Below are 15,095 nucleotides of genomic sequence, written 5' to 3'. Positions count from 1 at the left end.
CAGAACGTCATCCTACTGATCGGTCAGACCTCGCGCAGGAGCCCCCCGAGCAGGTCGCGGCTCTTCTCCGGGGACAGACCGTCCGCGCCGAGCCGCCCCAACACCCGCTCGTACTGCCCCACTTCATCGGGTTTGTCGAGGTAGAGGGCGCTGGTGAGCTGTTCCAGATAGACGACGTCCGGGAGGTCGGACTCCGGGAACCGGAGCAGGGTGAACGCGCCGCTCTCCCCCGCGTGCCCGCCGAAGGCGAACGGCATCACCTGGAGCGTCACGTTCGGCTGCTCGGAGACGGAGATGAGGTGCCGTATCTGGGCGCGCATCACCTCCGGTCCGCCGTACGGGCGGCGCAGCGCGGCCTCGTCCAGCACCACGTGGAACGCCGGGGCCCGCTCGGAGACCAGCAGCTTCTGCCGCTCCAGCCGCAGCGCGACCCGCCGGTCCACCTCGGAGTCGCACGCCTGCGGCTGGCCCCGGGTGACCACGGCGTGGGCGTAGCCCTCGGTCTGCAGCAGGCCGTGGATGAACTGGACCTCGTAGACGGCGATGTGCGAGGCGGCGCCCTCCAGCCCGACGTACGTCTGGAACCAGCCCGGCAGCACATCGCCGTAACTGTGCCACCAGCCGGTGAGGTTGGCCTCGCGGGCGAGTCCGAGCAGCGCCGCGCGCTCCGCCTCCTCGGTGACGCCGTAGAGGGTGAGCAGGTCCTCGATGTCGCGCGCCTTGAAGCCCACCCGGCCCAGTTCCATCCGGCTGATCTTGGATTCGGAAGCGCGGATCGAGTAGCCCGCCGCCTCGCGGGTGATACCCCGGGTCTCGCGCAGCCGCCTGAGCTGGGAGCCCAGGAGAATGCGGCGCACCACCGATCCACTCGACTCGCTTGCGGTCATCTGTCCGTGACCCTCCCTGTACGGAATGCACGCTTCCGGCAATGGGGCCCCCGCACCCGGCAGGCCGAAGTCTGCCACTTTCCGGGCTTCGGTCTGTGCCCATGTCGTTACCCGAGTGAGAGGACTACGCACATCCGCGTAGGCAGAAAGTGCGTCAAAGCCGAACACAGTATCCCAACCCTGCTGCGTGCACGTGCATCTGCCCTTGCATCTGCTGTCGGCATTCGAAACCATGGGGGTCGCGCACGTGCAAGCTCGTACGAGATCTGGCCAGGATTCGTCAGGGCCACGGATGCAGGAGTGCTCGCATGGGGAGCGAAGGTTCGGCCCTGCTGGAACCGCTGTGGAGAGGGCTTCCCGCGATCGATCCTTCCGCCGTCTCCGGCGCCGTCTCCTGCGCGCTCCCCGCGCGCTACGACGCGGTCAAGGGGGCACGGCAGTTCACCGGGACCACGCTGCGCCAGTGGGGTCTGCCCGATCTGCTCGACGAAGTGGCCCTCGTCGTCTCCGAACTGGTCACCAACGCGCTGCGGCACGCGGTCACCGGGGGACGGCCGGGCGCCTCGCCCGAGGGCGACGGATACGAACCTCCCCTGGTGCGGCTCCACTTGATGTACTCGGCCTCACGGCTGGTGTGCGCCGTACGCGACCCCAGCGAGGACGGACCGGTCGCCGGGGAGGCCGGTTCCTGCGCGGAGTCGGGGCGTGGGCTGTATCTGGTGGAGTCGTTCACCGACGGCTGGGGCTGGCACCCGCTGGCGGGAACGCTGCCCGGCAAGATCGTCTGGGCCCTGTTCCGTCTGCCGAGGCCCTAGCTCGTCGGGACGGCTCGTCGGAGCGGCTCAGTAGGCGTCGACTCGGTGAGCGTCGGCTCAGTGGGGCGTCGCCTCCGGTGGCGCCGTCGTGATGCCCAGCGAGTGCAGCTGGAAGAGGCGCGACACATCGTGGGCCGTGACGATCCCCTCCAGATGCCCGTCGTCCACCACCAGCACCGGCATCCCCGCGCCTCCCGGCCGGGCCCGCTCCAGCACCTCGCTCAGCAGCTCGTCCGACGTCGCGACCGTGCACCGCGACAGCGGCGTCGCCACCTCGCGCACCCGGCGCTCCTCCCGCATCCCGGCCGGTACCGCGGCCAGCGCGCGCAGCGCCACGACGCCGCTGGGCCTGCCCTCGAAGTCCAGCAGCGGCAGCGTCGAGTGGCGTGAGTGCGCCGCCACCTCGTCGATGAACCGCCCCACCGGCAGCCAGTCGGCGCCCGTCGCGACCGGGGACGACATCGCGTCACCCGCCCGCACGCCGCGCAGCGCCGTGTTCACACCGGCCCGCTGGCGCTCCGCGTTGGCGATCACCAGCATGAACAGCCCGACGAGCGCGAGCCACAGCCCGCCGCCCTCCCCGCGCACGAACGAGAACCAGCCGACCGCGATGAGCAGGATCCCGAAGATCTGGCCGCTGCGCCCGGCCGCCCGCTCGGCCCGGTCCCGGTCGCCCGTACGCCACCACAGCACCGCCTGCACCACCCGGCCGCCGTCCAGCGGGGCCGCGGGCAGCAGGTTGAACACCCCGAGCAGCAGATTGGCCCAGCCCAGCCAGATCAGCACCGCAGCGGGCACCCCCCACCCGGCCAGCACGTTGGCCCCGATCCCGGCGCCGACGGCGACGCCGCCGATGGCCAGGCTGGTGAGCGGGCCGCTGATGGCCACGAGCAGGGCGATCCGGGCGGTGCGCGGCCGCCCCATCTGGGTCATGCCGCCGAGCGCCCACAGCGTCACGTCCTCGACCGAGACGCCCTTGCCGCGCGCGGTGACCGCGTGCGCGGCCTCATGCAGCAGCAGGCTTCCCATCAGCAGGAGGGCGCCGATCACGCTCGCGACCGCGTACACGAGTCCGGTCCGGCCGGGCGTCCAGGCGGGCAGCGTCTCGCGGCCGAGCCCGTAGGCGAGCAGGACGATCAGGACGGGGGCGCTCCAGTGCATCCGCAGGGGCACCCCGAGGACATGTCCGACGCGGACCGAGCCGTTCATCGCTCACCCGCCGTCTCACATCAGTAGGACCCCCCACCGATCACTACCAGTGTCGCTCACACGCGCCCTCTTACGCACGGCCTGCCGGGTCGTGCGCCAGGTGATCGAATTCCCCGTCCTTGACGCCGCGCAGCATCGCCTCGACCTCGGCGGGGGTGTAGACGAGCGCCGGTCCGTCCGGGAAGCGGGAGTTCCGTACGGCCACGTGCCCGCCGGGCAGCTTGGCGAACTCGACACAGGATCCCTGGGAATTGCTGTGCCTGCTCTTCTGCCAGACGACCCCTTGAAGGTCCGCGGCCGCCATGCCGTTGTACGGGTGGTCGCGCACAGGGCTCTCCACTGTTAGTGCAACTGTCAACTGACTCGGATCATAGCCGCATTCCCGTGCATATGCATGGGCAAATGCACGTGCATGGTCTCCACCCGGATGATCATCGCGTCTTCTGCCCCGCGCGGAGCGCGTCAGTCGTCATAGGGCTGCTGCCAATAGCTGCTGCCAATAGCTGCTGCCAATAAAGGACGATGAGGACGCCCCGCGGGTTGGCCCGCGGGGCGTCCTCATCGTTCAGGCGGCGCCCTGGGTGGCGGCGGGCGGCGTCAGCGCCGCAGGGCCGCCGGGGTGCCGGAGGGCTCGGCCAGGGTCGTGGACGTGGAGACGGGGACGCCGAAGTTCGGGGTGCCGTCCGCGTTCCAGTTCACCTTCTGCGCCCGGGTGGTACGGGAGCCACCGCAGCCGTCCGTGGCCTTGGCGTTGGCGTGGTAGGCCATCCAGACCTCCTTGCCGTCGGGCGAGGGGAAGAAGAAGTTGTGGCCCGGCCCGTACACCCCGGCCCCGTCGTTGCGCTGGAAGACCGGGTTGGCGAACTTCTTCCACGCGCCCGCCGCCAGCGGATCGCTCCCGGTCAGCTCCATCAGCCCGAGCTTGTAGTCCGGGGTGTCGCAGTGCGAGGCGGAGAAGGTGAGGAAGGTCCGGCCGCCGTGCTGCAGGATGACCGGCCCCTCGTTGACGGCGCTGCCCGACTTCTCCCAGCCGTAGGAGGGCGTGGCGATCCGGACACCGGCACCGGTCGGGGTCCACGGGTTGCTCATACGGACCGCGTAGAGGTTCTGCGAACCGCCCTCCCAGAAGGAGTACAGCATGTAGAGGCGGCCGTCCGGCATGGTGAGATAGCTGCTGTCGATCATCCAGCGGTTGTCGCCGTACGGATCGACCTGGCCCTTGTACGTGTACGGGCCCAGCGGATTCGAACCCGCGCTCTCCAGCACATGGACGTGCTGGTGGTCGATGTTCGCCGAGACCCCCGCGCTGTACGTCAGATACCAGCGCAGCCCGTTCGGGCCGTTCAGCCGGTGCAGCTCGGGCGCCCAGAAGTTGCAGCAGCGGGACGCCACGGTCTCCCGGTACACGGTGGTGGGCGCCGCGCTCTTCAGCCCGCCGAGCGTGGGCGACCGGCGCATCTCCCAGTGCGAGGCCCAGGTGGTGCCCAGGTGGTAGTAGTACCCGGCGTAGCGGATGATCGTCGGGTCCGCGCCGTTCTGCGTCACGACCGGATTGGTGAAGCTCCCGGCCCTCACCTCCGGGGAAGCGGCCGGTCCGGCCCGATCGGCCTGCACGGCGGAGGCGCTGCCCGTCTGCAGCAGGGCGACGAGCGCGAGCAGCGCGGCCGTCAGCAGCGGCAGCGCTCTGGTGCGGATGCGGGTCATGGAAGGCTCCAGGGTTCGAGAGGCCCGGGCAGCCACGCGCTACGCCCGGTCGAAATATCGAACACGATCCGTCATTGCGAACGGAACGTAGAGCCGCCCGTTCACGGGGTCAACCCCTTTCACAGCGCTCGCCGTTGCCGCCCAAGCCGCTGCCGGGCCGTTGCCGGGCCGTTGTCAGACCCTCCTGCCAGACTCACGGTCATGAGGTGGGCAGCGGCAGAGACGGGCGACGGGGGTGTCCGTCTCTGCCCGCTGGACACCCAGGGGAAGGCCGCCGGGCCGGTCAGCGAGGTCCCGGCGGCGCGGGGCGGGATCGCCGAAGCCGTGCGGTCCCGCCCGGAGGCCGACCGGTGGGTGTGGCGGTCCACGGCCGAGGTCTATCCCCGGCTGCTGGCGGCCGGGGTCCGGGTCGAGCGGTGCTACGACGTGGAGGCGGCCGAGGCGCTGCTGCTCGGCCACGAGGGGCGTTCGGGCGCCCCGCGCTCACTCGCCGCGGCCTGGGCCCGGCTGCGCGGGCTGCCGGTGCCCGAGGACCCGCCGGTGCGGGCCGCCCAGACCCAGCCGTCGCTGTTCGAGCCCGGCCCACCACCGCTGCCGCCCGGCACCGACCCGCTCGACGCGCTGCTCGCGGTGTACCAGGCGCAGCTGGCCCGTACCGGGGAGGCCGGGCACCCGGACCGGATGCGGCTGCTGACCACCGCCGAATCGGCCGGGACCCTGGTCGCCGCCGAAATGCGGCGCGCCGGGGTGCCCTGGCGCGCCGACCGCCACCGGGAGCTGCTGGACGAGCTGCTGGGCGAGCGCTATCCGGGCGGTCTTGAGCCGCGGCGGATGGCCGAGCTGGCCGACGAGGTGTCCCGCGCCTTCGGGGAGGGGGTGCGGGTGCGGCCCGATCTGCCCGCCGACGTCATCCGGGCGTTCGGGCGCGCCGGGATCGCGCTCACCTCCACCCGGGCGTGGGAGCTGAAGGAGATCGACCATCCGGCGGTGGAGCCGCTGCTGCGGTACAAGAAGCTCTACCGGCTGCACACCGCCCACGGCTGGTCCTGGCTCCAGTCCTGGGTGCGGGACGGCCGCTTCCGCCCCGAATACCTGCCCGGTGGCACCGTCTCCGGCCGCTGGACCACCCACGGCGGCGGCGCCCTCCAGATCCCCAAGGTGGTGCGGCGCGCGGTCGTCGCCGACCCGGGCTGGCGGCTCGTCGTCGCCGACGCCGACCAGATGGAGCCCCGGGTGCTCGCCGCGATCTCCCGCGACCCGGGGCTGATGGAGGTCGCGGGCACCGGCCGGGATCTGTACGCGGAGCTGTCCGACCGCGCCTTCGCGGGCCGCCGCGACCAGGCCAAGCTCGCGCTGCTCGGCGCCGTCTACGGGCAGACCTCGGGCGACGGGCTCAAGCACCTCGCCGCGCTCCGGCGCCGCTTCCCAGCGGCCGTGGCCTACGTGGACGACGCGGCCCGCGCGGGCGAAGAGGGGCGGCTGGTGCGCACCTGGCTGGGCCGCACCTGCCCACCGGCCGGTGGCGCCGCCGCCGACCCGGCCGACGAGGCGGGCCTGCCGCGCGACCTGGACGAGGAGCCGCGCTACGGCAGCACCCCGAGCGCCCGCGCCCGCGGCCGCTTCACCCGGAACTTCGTCGTCCAGGGCAGCGCGGCCGACTGGGCGGTGCTGATGCTCGCTGCGCTGCGCCGCGCCCTGGCCGCCGCCGGGCTCCGCGCCGAGCTGGTCTTCTTCCAGCACGACGAGGTGATCGTGCACTGCCCGGAGCCGGAGGTGGCGGCGGTGCGGCAGGCGATCGCGGAAGCGGGCGAAGCGGCGGGCACGATCGCCTTCGGCCACACCCCGGTCCGCTTCCCCCTCACGGTGGCGGCGGTGGAGTGCTACGCGGACGCCAAGGACTAGGGCGTGGGTGAGCGGGGCTCGCCCGACCGGCGCACCTCCGGAGGCAGCGACCGCTTCCGGCCGCACACGATGGTGTATGAGCATCAGCCTTGAGCGGCTGCGTCGCTGCTCCATCGCCGTGGACCTCGGAGCGTCCAGGACCCGCGTCTACCTCAAGCGCACCGGCCTGATCGTCGACGAGCCCACCGTCGCCGCCGTCAACACCCGCACCGGCGCGGTGATCGCGGTCGGGGCGTTCGCCGAGCGCATGACGGGCCGTACGCCCGCCCACATCCGGGTGGTGCGCCCGGTGGCCGGCGGCACCGTCGTCGACATCGCCATGGCGCAGCGCATGCTGCGGCTGCTCCTCGGCACCAAGCTGCGCCGCGCCTGGCGCCGCAAGCCGAGGCCGAGCGCCGCCGTCTGCGTGCCGCACGACGCCGATCCGCTCGCCCAGCGCGCCGCCCTGGAGACGCTCTCCGGGCTCGGCGCCAAGCGGGTCGAGCTGGTGGACACGCTGATCGCCGCCGCCGTGGGCTGCGGGCTGCCCGTGGAGCGGCCCGAGGCGACGATGATCGTGGTGTGCGGCGCGGCCACCACGCAGGTCGCGGTGTTGTCGCTGGGCGCGATCGTGGCCGCCGAGCGGGTCCCGGTGGGCGGCGAGACGGTCGATCACGCCGTCGTCCAGCATCTGCGCAACGCGCACGCGCTGACGCTGCCGAGCCAGGCCGTCCGCCCGCTGCACCTGGTCCTGCGCGATACGGCGCTGGCCTCGCTCGGCACCGAGGTGCACGGCCGCGACGTGGCCACCGGGCTCGCCCGGTCCGTCACGGTCGACGTCGAGGGCGTACGCAACGCCATCCGCACCCCGCTGACCGGCATCCTCGACGCGATCAGCGCCGTGCTGCGCCAATGCCCGCCCGATCTGGTGGCCGACCTCGCCGACCGCGGCATCATGCTGGCGGGCGGCAGCGCGGTGCTGCCCGGTCTGGACACCCTGCTGCGGGAGGCGACCGGCGTCCCGGTGAACATCGCGGACAACCCAAGCGTGTGCGCGGTGGAAGGGCTCGGCGCGATGCTGGAGGGCAGGGTCCAGCCGCATGTGCTCAGCTCGGCCATCACCTGAGACCCCTTCACCCTCAGGCCTTCACCCGCCTCCCTCCGGGCAACTCCAGGAACTGATCGGAACTTTCTTCCCGGCGCGTTGAGTGGCCGCCCCCTCCCGTCCGTACGAAGGGAGGAAGAGGCCGACATGGCCACCCCCACCCCCCCGGGGCACAGACCGGGAGTCGTCAGTTGATGTTGTCCAACTCAGGTCCTGTCCTGGAGGTTCTGGTGCACGACGACGCCGCCGTGGCCGATGAGCGTCCGTCCAGATCGCAGCGCGGTACACCGGACGAGCAACTCATGCGTGCGCTCTACCAGGAGCACGCCGGACCGTTGCTCGCGTTCGTACTGCGTCTGGTCGCGGGCGATCGCCATCGCGCGGAGGACGTCGTGCAGGAGACCCTGGTCCGCGCTTGGCGGAACGCGGACCAGCTGTCCCGGGCCACCGGTTCCATCCGGCCCTGGCTGGTCACGGTCGCGCGGCGCATCGTCATCGACGGGCACCGCAGCAGGCAGGCCAGGCCCCAGGAGGTCGACCCGTCTCCACTGGAACTCATGCCGGCGGAGGACGAGATCGACCGGGCACTACGGCTGATGACACTTTCCGACGCGATGCACGACCTCAGCGACGCCCACCGCGAGGTGCTCGTCGAGACCTACTTCAAGGGCCGTACGGTCAATGAAGCGGCGGAAACGCTCGGCATACCCAGCGGGACGGTTCGGTCCCGGGTCTTCTACGCGCTGCGCTCCATGAAGCTCGCGCTTGAGGAGAGAGGAGTGACGGCATGACAGCGCAGGCGCACCACGCGGGACACGACGCCGTCGGCGCGTATGTGCTCGGCGTGCTTGACGAGGCGGAGGCCACCTACTTCGAGGAGCATCTGGCCGGTTGTGACCAGTGCGGCCGCCAGCTCGACGAACTGACCGGGCTGGAACCCCTGCTCGCGGATCTCGCGGCCGACATCCCCGGCATCCACGGGGCACCCGGCCGGACCGCGATCACGGGCCACACCCCGCACGCGTTCACCGCCACCCCCACCGCCATCGACACCCTGACGGCCAAGCCCGGCCCCGCCCTGCTGAACCGCATGGTGGGCGAGGTCGCCGTGGCCCGCAGCAAGCGCAAGCGGCGCGGCCTCTACCTGGTCGCGGCGGCGGCAGCGCTGATCATCGGCGGACCGCTCGGCACGATGGCCGTCACCTCGGACTCGGGCTCCGGCTCCGAGCCGCCGGTCGCGTCCGCGGCGAGCGAGAGCCAGCTCTTCGCGGGCATGACGGACAAGGTCGAGGCCACCGACCCGGACACCAAGGTGACCGCGGCGATCGCCATGGAGGAAAAGATGTGGGGCCTGGACGGGATGCTCAGGCTGGACAACGTCAAGGGTCCGCTGAGCTGCAGCCTGATCGCGGTCTCCCACAACGGCGATAAGCAGACCATGACGACCTGGTCCGTGCCCGAGCGGGGATACGGGATCAAGAACAGCCCGGACGAGGCCGCCAGAGCCCCGCTGTGGGCGCACGGCGGAGCGGGCATGAAGCGTTCGGACATCGACCACTTCGAGGTCCGTACGTCCGAGGGCAAGCTGCTGGTCTCCGTCGACGCGTAACCGGTACCACCGTGGCCGCTGTGCCACTCGGATCGCCGACCATCCCGTGCGGCGCTGTGAGCGAGATGTTACACAGGGTGTGATATGTCGCGTCCCCGGGGGGTCCGGATCCGAGGAGGCACACGTGGCTGACCCGGACGCCCATCAGCAACGCATGTTCACCCAGTACGTGCTGCCCGAAATCGAAGTGCTGCTGCGCGTGGCGATGTCTCTGACCGCTCAGCGCGCCGACGCCGAAGATCTCGTGCAGGACACGTTACTACGGGCGTACCGGGCAGTCGGCCGTTTTGACGGGAGACATCCACGAGCCTGGCTGCTGACGATCATGCGGCACGCGGAGGTGAGCCGCCGCCGCCAGCGGCGGCCCCGTCTGCTGGACGACCCGGACACCGAGCTGGAACGGCTCTCCCCGGACCGCGGCGCCACCCCGGAGGAACTGGTGGTGGACACCGCGTTCGACGAGGCCGTGGACGCCGCGTTCACCGCACTGCCGCTCCGCGACCAGCAGGTCGTACGGCTGGTGCACGTGGACGGGCTGTCGTACGCGGAGGCGGCGCATGTGCTGGACGTCCCCAAGGGGACGGTGATGAGCAGACTGCACCGGGCCCGCAACCGCATCCGGAACCAGCTGTTGGCCGCGGGGCGCGCGGGACGGGAACCAGAGCGAGGTGAGGCATGAGCCGATGGACAGGGTGGCGCGAGACCGAACGGCGCCGGACGAGGGAGTGCCCGGTGGGCGCGCCGATGCTCCAGGCGTACCTCGACGGCGAACTGGACGCGGCGGGCGCGGGCCGGGTGCGGGCCCATGTGGCGGAATGCCATCGCTGCGCCCGTGAGCTGTCCCTCTACCAGCGCGTCACCAGCGCGCTGGCCTCCCGGGAGGTGACCGACGAAGCGGCGCTGGCGCGGCTGAAGGAGTTCGCGGCCTCGATCGCGTCGATCGCGGAGCGGGAGAGCAGCCGGGAGCCGGGGCCGGGCCAGGATCCGCTGCCGGGTTCGGGGCCGGGCTCGGCGCCGGGGTCGCGTCCGGTACCGAAGGCCGGAGGCTGACGGACGGCCGCCGCACCGCCGTACGCAGCAGCACGGCCGCGGTGAACAGGGTCCCGGAGACGAGGGCGACATCGGCCAGGTTGAACACCGGGCCGCGCCCCGCCACCGTGATCCAGTCGACCACGGCGCCGCGCAGCGGGCCCGGCGGCCGCACCACCCGGTCGGCGCCGTTGCCGACCGAGCCCCCGGCGATCAGCGCCATGCCGAACGCCAGGCCGCGGCTGTGGGCCCGCGTCCCCGCGCGGACGGCGGCCGCGGTGGCGACCGCGCCGGCGAGGGTGATCATGGTGATCAGCGCCGGGCGGCCGTGACCCAGCCCGAAGGCCACCCCGGCGTTGTGCACCAGCAACGCCTGGAGCGGCCCCAGCCGGGCCTGCGGTCCGGAGGTACCGCTCCAGGCGGCCAGCGCGAGCGCCTTGCTCACCTGGTCGGCCGCGATCACCAGGAGCGCGGCCAGCGGAAAGAGCAGGCGACCGGGGTGCTGGTGCGGATTCATGGGCGGCCTCCCTGGATGCCGGGGCCGGTCCGCGGGCGCGGGCGGGGCTTAGGTGAGGAAACCCGGCGGGGGCACGTCCCGCTTCCCTCCATACGGGACTTTCCAGACTTTCCAGACAGACCTGCTTCCCAGACAGCGCGCGGGGGCGTGCGCACGGGCGCGGACACGACGGAGGGCCCGCAGGCGGCTGCCTGCGGGCCCTCGCTGTCACATCACCATGCTCGGCCTGGGGCCGGAAGGGGTCACTCCGACGCCTTCCCCTTCGGCTCCAGCAGAGGCATCTGGTACTCGGACAGCATCTTCATCTTGTTCTTGTCGATCGTCTTCCAGTCCTTGTTCAGCACACCGCCGGTGTCACCCGAGTCCGGGTTCCAGGTCCAGTAGGTGTAGCTGATGCCGTTCTTCTTGAGGTAGTCCATCAGGGAGTTCTGCCAGATGGCTTCCTTGCTGTTACCAGCGGTCTTGCGGCCACCGAACTCACCCAGCAGCAGCGGTCCGATGTTCTGCTGCTTGATGTAGGCCCAGTGCTTCTTCCAGATGGCGGGCATGTTCTTCGGGAAGTCCTTCGCCTGGAACCAGTTCTGGTTAAAGACGCCCGGACCGTAGTCATGGGCCGAGTAGACGACCTTGTTGGCCTCGTCCAGCTTCACCGGGTACTTCTTCACACCCTGGAGGTCGCCGCCCCACCAGAACTGCTCGTTCTTGTGGCGGTCGGTGCCCTCGACGAAGATCAGCCAGTTCTTGTTGACCTTGTGGATCGCGTTACCGGCCTTGGTGGCCGCCATACGCCAGTCGGTCTTCTTGTTGCCGTCACCCCACGTGGCCTGGCCACGCGGCTCATTGTGCAGGTCGGCGCCGACCACCCGGTCGTTGTTCTTGTAGCGCTTGGCCAGCTTGACCCAGTCGCTCAGCCACTTCTTCTCGGTGAGGCTCTGGGAGTACCACAGCTCACTCTGGCCGTACTGGTCCGGGCGGTGCTGGTCCAGGATCACCATGATGCCGCGGTCGGTGGCACCCTTGACGACCTTGTCCATGATCTGCTGGCCGGTGAGGCCCTTCAGGTCGGGGTTCTTCTTGTAGTCGATCCCGTTGGGCTTGCTCTTGGCGTCGAACATCTCGTTCGCGTAGGGGAGACGCATGGTGTTGAAGCCCTGCTTGGCCATCTGGTCCAGCATGGAGTCCAGGCCACGGGTCCACAGGCCGTGCGGCGCGAAGGTGCCGGTCTCGAAGCCGAACCAGTTCACACCGGTCATGACGACCTTACGGCCGTTGGAGTCGACGATGTCGCCCTTCTTGGTCGACAGCGGGAACTTCACATCCGAGCCCGCGGGCTTGCCGGGGGCGGCCGAGGACGAGGAGCCCGCGTCGTCGGAGTTCATGGCGAACGCCGTGACAGTACCGCCCACGGCAGCGACAGCGACGACGGCCGTGGCGATACCCATACGCAGACGGCGGGAGCGCGGAGCGCGCTTCGTCTCGGTGGTCTCGGGGTTGGTCGGGACGTTGTTCTGGTCCATGGGGGAATTCATTCGGTGATACTCCTGAGGAATTCGCGTATTTCGGTCTTGAGGATGCTGGGGGTGTTCGTCGGAGATTCCAGGCATTCCATTTGGGGGTCGGATACGGCGGTCAGCCGGACAATCCGCGCCTGTGGAAGGAGGTCGCCGATCAGGCGGTCCAACCCCTGCGCTTTCCAGCTGGGCTCGTCCACATCGATCAGCACCACATCCGGTTGCGCTGCTCGGGCCAGGGAAATTGCCTCCCGGACCGATCCGGCAATTCCGGACAACTCCAGTCCCGGCTCCTCGATCACGAGATCAGCGAGAGCACTCAACACCTGGGCGTGGTGCTCCACGACGAGAACTCTTTGCATCGATGGAGCTCCTTCGGGCTTTCTTGTCCTGTCACTCATCGACATTAGAAAAGCCCGGGGCTCGAAACACCGTACGCATGACCGAAATCTAGCTACCTCAATTGAAGGAATTCAGGACACGCCAAACGGCCGAATTCCGGATACCTCAGTTGAGGTAGCGGAATTCGGCCGTTTTATATGGGGTATGTCCGATTTGCGGGGGTGGTTCGGGGCATGCGAAGGGCCTCCGGAGGCCCACGAGGGGCGCTACGGAGGCCCGGGAAGGCCCTGCGGAGGGCCGCTCAGCCGGTCAGCCGGTACGCGTAACCGGGCACGAAGACGCCCGCACCGGCCGCGCAGCCGTCCGCCTGCCCCGGCTGCTTGATCCACAGGAAGGCGTCGACCCCGGGGATGCCGGTGGCCGCGGTGGGAGTCCGGCCCAGCCTGCGGCCGGGCGGATCGCAGAACTGGTGCCTGCGGGTCGGCCCCGCCCCGTTGCGGCTGGTGTCGACGACCACCCCCAGCCGGGGGCGGCGCAGCTCGGCCAGGACGGACAGGCCGTAGCGCACCTCGTCGCGGGTGGCGTTGAAGTTGGAGACGTTGACCGCGATGCCGTCCCCGTACCGGTCGATACCGGCGTGCCGCAGCCGCGCCGCCATGGTGCGGGCCGGCTGCCAGCCGGAGTTCCCGGCGTCGTAGTAGACCCGGGTGCGCGGGGCCCGCTCCCGGAGGGTCCGGGCCGCGTACGCCAGGGCGGCGAACCGCTCAGCGCGCTGCCGCTTCCGCAGACAGCCCAGGTGGGCGAGGCCGTCCGGTTCGAGGACGACCAGGGCGGGCCGGTCGCCGATGCCCCGGGTGAAGGCGTCGATCCAGCGCCGGTAGGCGACGCCCGCGTCCCCGCTGCCGCCGGAGCTGTACTGCGCGCAGTCCCGCTGCGGGATGGCGTACGCGACCAGGACGGGCAGCCGCCGCCGGGCCGTGGCCGCGCCGACCAGGCCCCGCGCCCGCTCCTCGACCAGCGACTCATTGGTCTCGGTGAACCACGCGGCCTGCGGCTGGTCGGCGATGCGCTCCCGGATGGCCGCCGCCCGCCGGTCGCGCGGATGGCCGCGCACCCAGGACGCGGCCGGGTTGTGCGGGTCGGTGTAGAAGCGCGTCGTCGCGGAATAGAACGGCTTGGTCACGGAGGGTGGCGGCCTGAGGGCATGGGTGGCCGCGGGCTTCAGCAGCGGACCCACCGTGGTGATGGCCATCACGACCTCGGCCACCAGCACCATGACCAGCACATGGGCCATGCCGCGGCTCAGCCATGCGGTCCGGCGCGACCGCACCGGCGGGCGGACCCGGTCGGCACGGTCGCGCGGTCCGGTGAACATCGCCGGCTCCGCCGTCAGCCGTTGTGGGAGTTGCCGGGCGGCGGGCGGCGGCGGCTGATGAGCACCACGGCCAGTACCGCGAGCACGACCAGCACACCGGCCACGATCCCTATCGTGACCAGGGCGGATGTGTCCCCGGCGGCCTGGGAGGCGGCGGCCGCCTTGGTGCGGTGCGGGGAGGGGGCCGCGGTGGGCTCGGCGGAGGGCGGTGGCGCGGCCCGGTCGGCGAGCGCCTTGGCGGGGGCGATCACCCCGTAGCCGTAGCGCGGATCGTGGCCCGCCGCCCCCTTGCGGTCGGCCGTGTCGATCAGCTTCCGGACGATCTGGCGGGAGTTCCAGCGAGGGTGCTCGGAGCGCAGCAGCGCCGCTCCGGCGGCGACCCAGGGCGCGGCGTAGCCGGTGCCGTCGCCGGTCCAGTAGTCGTTGTTCCCGGCCGTGGTGAGGATCGCGACGCCGGGCGCGGCGAGGGTGATGGTCCCGCCGTGGTGGGACGAGGTCCACACGGCGCCCTTCTTGTCGGTGGCCACGACGGCCACCACCCCGGTGAGGGCGGCCGGGTAGGTGGGCCGGTTGCCGTCCTTGCCGTTGTCCCCGGCGCCCGCCACGACCACGGCGTCCTGGGCGGCGGCGTACTTCACCGCGGACTTCAGGGCGGGGTTCGGGCGCTTGAAGGACACGGCGACGTGGATGATGTGCGCGCCGTGGCTCGCCGCGTGGCGGATGGCCCGGGCGGTGGCCGCGGCCTGGGGCTTTCCGTCGCGGTAGACCCCGAGCGGCATGACCCGGGCCCGGGGCGCGAGCCCGTACACCCCGTCGCCGCGGTAATTGCGGCCGGTGCCGACGATGATTCCGGCGGCGTGGGTGGACTGCTCGTCGTGGTTTCCGTCGTCGCGGGTGACGGGGCTGCCGCCGCCCGCGAAATCCTTTCCGGCGGCGACCCGGCCGCGCAGATCCGGATGGGAGGCGTCTACTCCGGTGCCGATGACCGCGACGGTCACTCCGGCACCCTTGCTGATTTTCCACGCACGTTTCGCGTCGAGCGCGGTGAGCGCCCATTCGGAATCGTGCAACCCACCGCTGCCGGAATCACTTGCCGCAGCCGGCGTGGCCA

At 71.2% G+C, this 15,095-nt stretch carries 15 protein-coding genes and 1 pseudogene; 7 read left to right on the top strand and 9 right to left on the bottom strand.

The window, feature by feature from the left end; translation table 11 throughout:
• Positions 1 to 23: 23 nt before the first annotated feature.
• Positions 24 to 887 (bottom strand): helix-turn-helix domain-containing protein, encoded by an 864-nt coding sequence (locus tag ACZ6CL_RS07670; RefSeq protein ID WP_468932437.1) that lies wholly within the window; start codon positions 885 to 887, stop codon positions 24 to 26.
• A gap of 308 nt (positions 888 to 1,195) precedes the next feature.
• Here ACZ6CL_RS07670 and ACZ6CL_RS07665 point away from each other — a divergent pair, with 308 nt between their 5' ends.
• Positions 1,196 to 1,702 (top strand): ATP-binding protein, encoded by a 507-nt coding sequence (locus ACZ6CL_RS07665; protein ID WP_468932434.1) that lies wholly within the window; start codon positions 1,196 to 1,198, stop codon positions 1,700 to 1,702.
• 57 nt (positions 1,703 to 1,759) lie between these two features.
• On the opposite strand, the gene ACZ6CL_RS07660 is transcribed toward ACZ6CL_RS07665, so the two are convergent.
• From ACZ6CL_RS07660 to ACZ6CL_RS07650, 3 genes are all read right to left on the bottom strand, one after another.
• Positions 1,760 to 2,911 carry a site-2 protease family protein gene (locus ACZ6CL_RS07660; RefSeq protein WP_468932432.1) on the bottom strand — a complete coding sequence of 384 codons (1,152 nt, stop codon included), beginning with the start codon at positions 2,909 to 2,911 and terminating at the stop codon, positions 1,760 to 1,762.
• Positions 2,912 to 2,981: 70 nt separating this feature from the next.
• Entirely contained in the window at positions 2,982 to 3,215 is a 234-nt protein-coding gene (locus ACZ6CL_RS07655; protein WP_468933310.1) for a DUF397 domain-containing protein, read from the bottom strand.
• A gap of 293 nt (positions 3,216 to 3,508) precedes the next feature.
• Positions 3,509 to 4,615 carry a glycoside hydrolase family 43 protein gene (locus tag ACZ6CL_RS07650; RefSeq protein ID WP_468932429.1) on the bottom strand — a complete coding sequence of 369 codons (1,107 nt, stop codon included), beginning with the start codon at positions 4,613 to 4,615 and terminating at the stop codon, positions 3,509 to 3,511.
• Positions 4,616 to 4,816: 201 nt separating this feature from the next.
• On the opposite strand from ACZ6CL_RS07650, the gene ACZ6CL_RS07645 reads away from it, so the two are divergent.
• From ACZ6CL_RS07645 to ACZ6CL_RS07620, 6 genes and pseudogenes are all read left to right on the top strand, one after another.
• Entirely contained in the window at positions 4,817 to 6,517 is a 1,701-nt protein-coding gene (locus ACZ6CL_RS07645) for a bifunctional 3'-5' exonuclease/DNA polymerase (protein WP_468932426.1), read from the top strand.
• 76 nt (positions 6,518 to 6,593) lie between these two features.
• Positions 6,594 to 7,622 (top strand): rod shape-determining protein, encoded by a 1,029-nt coding sequence (locus ACZ6CL_RS07640; RefSeq protein ID WP_468932423.1) that lies wholly within the window; start codon positions 6,594 to 6,596, stop codon positions 7,620 to 7,622.
• Between the two features lie 173 nt (positions 7,623 to 7,795).
• Positions 7,796 to 8,392 carry a sigma-70 family RNA polymerase sigma factor gene (locus ACZ6CL_RS07635; protein WP_050799946.1) on the top strand — a complete coding sequence of 199 codons (597 nt, stop codon included), beginning with the start codon at positions 7,796 to 7,798 and terminating at the stop codon, positions 8,390 to 8,392.
• Positions 8,389 to 9,210, top strand: coding sequence for a zf-HC2 domain-containing protein (locus ACZ6CL_RS07630; protein ID WP_468932420.1), 822 nt, complete (start codon positions 8,389 to 8,391; stop codon positions 9,208 to 9,210). The genes ACZ6CL_RS07635 and ACZ6CL_RS07630 overlap by 4 nt, the downstream gene beginning before the upstream one ends.
• Before the next feature lie 124 nt (positions 9,211 to 9,334).
• Positions 9,335 to 9,889, top strand: coding sequence for an RNA polymerase sigma factor (locus ACZ6CL_RS07625; protein ID WP_468932417.1), 555 nt, complete (start codon positions 9,335 to 9,337; stop codon positions 9,887 to 9,889).
• Positions 9,886 to 10,029, top strand: a pseudogene (locus ACZ6CL_RS07620) (zf-HC2 domain-containing protein); the annotation flags it as partial. The gene ACZ6CL_RS07625 and the pseudogene ACZ6CL_RS07620, both read left to right, overlap by 4 nt.
• A gap of 37 nt (positions 10,030 to 10,066) precedes the next feature.
• On the opposite strand, the gene ACZ6CL_RS07615 reads toward ACZ6CL_RS07620, so the two are convergent.
• The 5 genes from ACZ6CL_RS07615 to ACZ6CL_RS07595 form a co-directional block, all read right to left on the bottom strand.
• Positions 10,067 to 10,756, bottom strand: a complete 690-nt coding sequence (locus tag ACZ6CL_RS07615) for a signal peptidase II (RefSeq protein ID WP_468932414.1) — start codon at positions 10,754 to 10,756, stop codon at positions 10,067 to 10,069.
• A 242-nt stretch (positions 10,757 to 10,998) separates the two neighbouring features.
• A complete protein-coding gene (locus tag ACZ6CL_RS07610) occupies positions 10,999 to 12,285 on the bottom strand; it encodes a glycoside hydrolase family 5 protein (protein ID WP_468932412.1) in 1,287 nt (428 codons plus the stop codon).
• On the bottom strand, positions 12,282 to 12,611 hold the full coding sequence (locus ACZ6CL_RS07605) for a response regulator (protein WP_468932410.1): 330 nt from the start codon (positions 12,609 to 12,611) through the stop codon (positions 12,282 to 12,284). The genes ACZ6CL_RS07610 and ACZ6CL_RS07605 overlap by 4 nt, the downstream gene beginning before the upstream one ends.
• Before the next feature lie 299 nt (positions 12,612 to 12,910).
• Positions 12,911 to 13,984 (bottom strand): glycoside hydrolase family 6 protein, encoded by a 1,074-nt coding sequence (locus ACZ6CL_RS07600; protein ID WP_468932407.1) that lies wholly within the window; start codon positions 13,982 to 13,984, stop codon positions 12,911 to 12,913.
• 14 nt (positions 13,985 to 13,998) lie between these two features.
• The gene (locus ACZ6CL_RS07595) at positions 13,999 to 14,982 is read right to left on the bottom strand and encodes a S8 family serine peptidase (protein ID WP_468932404.1); all 984 of its coding nucleotides are present in this window, start codon (positions 14,980 to 14,982) and stop codon (positions 13,999 to 14,001) included.
• Positions 14,983 to 15,095 lie beyond the last annotated feature (113 nt).

This window comes from Streptomyces sp. NPDC041200 (assembly GCF_055591805.1).
The sequence above is the reverse complement of the archived record's forward strand: the minus strand, read 5'-3'. Positions and strand labels throughout refer to the sequence as shown.

Coding starts and splice junctions, on each gene's coding strand:
- ACZ6CL_RS07670 (WP_468932437.1), bottom strand. CDS start 887: ATGACCGCAAGCGAGTCGAGTGGATCGGTGGTGCGCCGCATTCTCCTG.
- ACZ6CL_RS07635 (WP_050799946.1), top strand. CDS start 7,796: ATGTTGTCCAACTCAGGTCCTGTCCTGGAGGTTCTGGTGCACGACGAC.
- ACZ6CL_RS07660 (WP_468932432.1), bottom strand. CDS start 2,911: ATGAACGGCTCGGTCCGCGTCGGACATGTCCTCGGGGTGCCCCTGCGG.
- ACZ6CL_RS07630 (WP_468932420.1), top strand. CDS start 8,389: ATGACAGCGCAGGCGCACCACGCGGGACACGACGCCGTCGGCGCGTAT.
- ACZ6CL_RS07610 (WP_468932412.1), bottom strand. CDS start 12,285: ATGAATTCCCCCATGGACCAGAACAACGTCCCGACCAACCCCGAGACC.
- ACZ6CL_RS07655 (WP_468933310.1), bottom strand. CDS start 3,215: ATGGCGGCCGCGGACCTTCAAGGGGTCGTCTGGCAGAAGAGCAGGCAC.
- ACZ6CL_RS07640 (WP_468932423.1), top strand. CDS start 6,594: ATGAGCATCAGCCTTGAGCGGCTGCGTCGCTGCTCCATCGCCGTGGAC.
- ACZ6CL_RS07650 (WP_468932429.1), bottom strand. CDS start 4,615: ATGACCCGCATCCGCACCAGAGCGCTGCCGCTGCTGACGGCCGCGCTG.
- ACZ6CL_RS07615 (WP_468932414.1), bottom strand. CDS start 10,756: ATGAATCCGCACCAGCACCCCGGTCGCCTGCTCTTTCCGCTGGCCGCG.
- ACZ6CL_RS07645 (WP_468932426.1), top strand. CDS start 4,817: ATGAGGTGGGCAGCGGCAGAGACGGGCGACGGGGGTGTCCGTCTCTGC.
- ACZ6CL_RS07665 (WP_468932434.1), top strand. CDS start 1,196: ATGGGGAGCGAAGGTTCGGCCCTGCTGGAACCGCTGTGGAGAGGGCTT.
- ACZ6CL_RS07600 (WP_468932407.1), bottom strand. CDS start 13,984: ATGTTCACCGGACCGCGCGACCGTGCCGACCGGGTCCGCCCGCCGGTG.